Origin of the sequence: Bacteroides sp. ET489 (genome assembly GCF_030518095.1) — a bacterium.
GTDB classification, from domain to species: Bacteria; Bacteroidota; Bacteroidia; order Bacteroidales; family Bacteroidaceae; genus Bacteroides; species Bacteroides ndongoniae.
In genome coordinates this window covers 1-4,574 of record NZ_JAULLJ010000079.1, presented here as the reverse complement: position 1 = coordinate 4,574, position 4,574 = coordinate 1, and the positions used below count along the sequence as shown (strand labels likewise).

Annotated in this window: 4 protein-coding genes and 1 pseudogene; all 5 read left to right on the top strand. The window is 46.2% G+C overall.

The annotated features are described in order from the left end of the window. On the top strand, positions 1-1,174 hold a 1,174-nt coding region (locus Q3C19_RS17850; RefSeq protein WP_302731161.1), incomplete at its 5' end, for a site-specific integrase. Between the two features lie 69 nt (positions 1,175-1,243). After that, positions 1,244-2,539 (top strand): YhcG family protein, encoded by a 1,296-nt coding sequence (locus Q3C19_RS17845; RefSeq protein ID WP_302731159.1) that lies wholly within the window; start codon positions 1,244-1,246, stop codon positions 2,537-2,539. A gap of 7 nt (positions 2,540-2,546) precedes the next feature. Further along, complete coding sequence (locus tag Q3C19_RS17840) at positions 2,547-3,566, top strand: hypothetical protein (RefSeq protein ID WP_154043675.1); 1,020 nt, start codon at positions 2,547-2,549, stop codon at positions 3,564-3,566. 220 nt (positions 3,567-3,786) lie between these two features. Continuing rightward, positions 3,787-4,095, top strand: coding sequence for a DUF3853 family protein (locus Q3C19_RS17835; RefSeq protein ID WP_302731156.1), 309 nt, complete (start codon positions 3,787-3,789; stop codon positions 4,093-4,095). 14 nt (positions 4,096-4,109) lie between these two features. Beyond that, positions 4,110-4,574: pseudogene (locus Q3C19_RS17830) on the top strand (mobilization protein); the annotation flags it as partial.

Here is a 4,574-nt window from a genome sequence, read left to right as displayed (position 1 = left end):
CATTGAGTTCACAACGGGCTACCGCATTGATGTCGCCAAATGGGATGCCGACAAGCAGCGGGTAAAGAACGGATGCACCAACAAGCTGAAGCAAAGCGCATCGGAAATCAATGCGGACTTGCTGAAATACTACACCGAAATACAGAATATCTTCAAGGAGTTCGAGGTGCAGGGATTCATGCCCACTACCGAACAGGTAAAGGATGCGTTCAACAGATTGCACGATGGGAAAAAGGAAGAGGAGGAAGCCCCGGTGGTGTTTCTTCCGTTGGAGGTATTTGATGAGTTCATTAAGGAGTGCGGCACGCAAAACGGTTGGTCTGATGCCACCTATGAGAAATTTGCCGCAGTAAGGAAACATCTTGAAAAGTTTGACAAGGGACTGACTTTTGAATCGTTGGACGAACCCAAGCTAACAAAGTATGTGAATTTCCTGAAAGACACCGAAGATATGCGGAACACGTCCATCATGAAACAGGTCGCTTATCTGAAATGGTTCCTGCGCTGGTGTACCAAGAAAGGGTATTGCATGAACAATGCCTATGAAGATTTCAACCCCAAATTACGAAGCACACCGAAAAAGGTGATATTCCTCACTTGGGAAGAACTGAACAAACTCAAAAATTATCAGATACCCGACACAAAGCAATACCTTGAACGGGTGAGGGATGTCTTTCTGTTCTGTTGCTTTACCGGACTCCGGTATTCGGATGTGCATAATCTGAAGAAAAGCGACATCAGGGACGGATATATAGAAATTACTACCGTAAAGACCGCAGAAAGGCTCATCATCGAACTTAACAACCACAGCAAGGCAATACTCGACAAATACAAGGGTGTGGAATTTGAGGGGCACAAGGCTCTCCCTGTCATAAGCAACCAAAAGATGAATGACTATTTGAAGGAACTGGGCGAACTTGCCGAAATCAACGAACCTGTAAGTGAAACCTACTACAAAGGAAGCAGCCGTATAGACACCATTACACCCAAATACGCATTGCTGGGTACCCATGCCGGGAGAAGGACTTTCATCTGTAACGCTCTGGCTCTCGGTATTCCGGCACAGGTAGTGATGAAATGGACGGGACATAGCGACTACAAGGCTATGAAACCCTACATCGACATTGCCGATGATGTGAAAGCCAGTGCGATGAACAAATTCAACCAACTATAAAAACAATCAGCAAGTTTCACGGGATGCCTGTTATTGGGCTTATCTTTGTAACTTTCAATACATATAACAATGAGCAACAACGATAACAATATAGAGAAAAGGAGTTTCGAGGCTTTTGTCAATGCCATTGGGTCAGAAATAGAGCAGGCGCAAGTCCGGCTCATTAGTGCCGCCAATGCGCAGATGCTGTTCCATTACTGGAAGATGGGCAACTACATATTGTACCACCAGAACCGACAAGGCTGGGGCGGCAAGGTCATCAAGAAACTGGCGCAGGCGATACGGTTCAATTATCCCGAAAAGAAAGGATATTCGGTCAGGAACTTGGCTTATATGTGCCAGTTCGCACGTTCATATCCATTGACCGTATTACGGAGTTTCATCGAAACCGATGCGAAATTGATTACTCCAAGTGTGCGGAAAATCACGGATGAAATCCAAAGCCTGAACAATGTGCCATTTACGCAAGAACCTCTTGCGCAAATACAATCCTCAGACAACAAGGAAGTTGCAATTGTGCAAGAACCTCTTGCGCAAATTCAGGATGTAACCCAGACAGTAGCCGTCGTTTACCGGATGCCGATTGAGGACATGGAAAAACTGTTCCTAGCATCACCTGTTGCAAGAATCAATTGGGCAAGCCATGTGATTCTGCTGAACAGTTCCCTTCCGTTAGGTGTCGATTACTGGTATATAAAGCAATCCGTGGAAATGGGCTGGAGCAGCAATGTTCTTAAAATGCAGATTGAAAGCAAATTGTTTGAACGGCAAATCAACAGTCACAAGGTCAATAATTTTACCGCCACGCTTCCTGCACCTCAAAGCGGCCTTGCCAACTACCTGTTGAAAGACCCGTATATCTTTGACTTGGCAGGAGCCAAAGAACGTGCGGACGAAAGGGACATAGAGGAACAGTTGGTAAAGCACGTCACCCGATACTTGTTGGAGATGGGCAACGGATTTGCCTTTGTCGCAAGGCAGAAGCATTTCCAGATTGGCGACAGCGATTTCTATGCCGACCTGATTCTGTACAACATAAAGCTCCATGCATACGTAGTTGTGGAACTGAAAGCTACCCCGTTCAAACCGGAATACGCCGGACAGTTGAACTTCTACATCAATGTGGTGGATGACAAACTGAGGGGAGAGAATGACAACAAGACCATCGGGCTGCTGTTGTGCAAGGGCAAGGATGAGATTGTCGCGCAATATGCACTGACAGGCTATGACCAGCCTATCGGCATCAGCGATTACCAGCTCAGCAAGGCTGTGCCGGAAAGCCTGAAATCGGCGTTGCCAAGCATAGAACAGGTGGAAGAAGAACTGACTATGCTTCTTGACAATGAAAAGAACAGACAAAAGTAGGACACCTATGGCAGACAAGATACAGACGATGATTCCCCGATACGGGGAACTCAATAGAATATACAGGGACTATATAGACAATCGCGTTTTCTCTTTTGACAGACAAAAATTCATTTCCGATTTCTGTCAGGAATACAATGACATGAAGTCTTTTGAGGCTGCTATCCTTGAACTGGTGCTTGACAGGCAAAAAGAACAATACACCTTGATACTCAACAGCCTGAAAACCGAAATAGAAAAGAGCATACAGGCTTATGAGGTGTGCCCGTTGAGTGATAGTGCCGTAGAGCGTGCTTGCTATCGACACATGGAAAGGTATTCCCTTGAAATTGAAGCCCAACAGGATGTAACAAGGAGCCTAAGCAAGCCGCTGAATGAAGCCAACAACAGGTATGATTCCATTGGCTACAGGGAACATACTGCCGAAGAGGAAAAACAGGCTGAAAAAGAATATGAACGCTGCAAGGCTGAATATGACAAGGAAAGAGCCAAACTGAATGAACTCTATGACCAGCAAAAGGCAGCAAGGAAAGAGGCATTCCAATATATGAAGAACCGTTGTGCGGACATGTACCGTCAAAGCTGCCTTTTTCTGGATATATTGAAGAAATACATTCCTGACGGGAAACGACAGGACGAGCCGGGCAAGCCAATCAGTCAGCAGGAAACGGCGGATGAACAACAAGAGTATTTCAGCATGAAATTGCTTTCGCTCATTCATGAGGTATGTGTTGGAGAACAGTTCGAGGAAATTTCCGCACCGGATTTTTATGCCAATATGAACTTGCACCCCTGCAACTGCAAGTTGAGAATTAAACCGAGAGAGAAGATACGTGTATGCTATCTGATATTCCTCATGAGCGAAAAACTCTCCAAACAGGACAAGGACAAATGGAAAGCCGGGATACTGAAACTGCTGGATATTGATGACAGCTACTACAAGTCCAAGTACAAGGAGCCAGTTTCTGATTTCCCCAGTGACAGCAACCAGAAATTCGCCAAAGAAATGGAGCATATATTCAGATAATCGGTGACATATCCTGATATTTTACGAAAGTTCCACTTTTACCACTCAAATTAATTTTTGAGTGGTATTTTTATTTTCTGATATTCAATAAGATACAGCGATGCTCGGATTATACCGTCCCCATCCTTACCACCCATAACCCTACCTAATTTTGCACCGTTCGAGAACAGAAATAACAGCCAGTGCGCAGGGCTGATTGTTGAATCAAAAAAGTAGAACTATGCAAAATCTACAAGAATTATTATCCAAACCCGTCTGGCAGATGACGGGTGAAGAGTTCATAATGTTAAGCAGACACGCTTCCGTTCAGACGGAAGCGCAGCCGCAGTCCGTAACGGACACAAACAGAAAGTATGTGTACGGAATACCCGGCATAGCCAGACTGTTCGGATGCAGCCTGCCCACCGCCAACCGCATAAAGAAAAGCGGAAAAATAGACAAGGCTATCACCCAGATAGGGCGCAAGATTATCGTGGATGCGGAACTTGCCCTTGAACTGGCAGGGAAGAAAACAGGCGGACGCAAGTAACGGGAGGAATTGCTATGGACTATATGAAAGACATCCGGGAAATATCGGACGAACAGGCGGTAATCCTCTGGCAAGCCTCACGGTTGAGCCTGTCGGGAAAATACGAGAAAGCGCCAGAAATCCTCAGCGTGAAAGGTTCTGTAATCGGCACGTTGGGAAATTTCAGTGCATCCATCGGCAAAGCCAAAAGCAAGAAGACATTCAATGTGTCGGCTATCGTGGCTGCGGCTTTGAAGAACGGCACGGTGCTCAGGTATGCGGCTGAACTTCCCGAAGCCAAGCGGAAAGTGCTGTATGTCGATACGGAGCAAAGCCCCCACCACTGCCTGAATGTGATGGAACGCATCATGCGCATGGCAGGGCTGCCCGATGACAGGGACAACGAGAACCTTGAGTTCCTTGCCCTGCGGAAATATACGCCGGAGCAACGCATAAGGATTGTCGAACAGGCAATCTACCATACACCGAACCTCGGTATG

What these genes read in the sequence shown, in the direction of transcription:
- Q3C19_RS17845 (WP_302731159.1), top strand. Translation starts at nt 1,244, where the DNA reads ATGAGCAACAACGATAACAATATAGAGAAAAGGAGTTTCGAGGCTTTT.
- Q3C19_RS17840 (WP_154043675.1), top strand. Translation starts at nt 2,547, where the DNA reads ATGGCAGACAAGATACAGACGATGATTCCCCGATACGGGGAACTCAAT.
- Q3C19_RS17835 (WP_302731156.1), top strand. Translation starts at nt 3,787, where the DNA reads ATGCAAAATCTACAAGAATTATTATCCAAACCCGTCTGGCAGATGACG.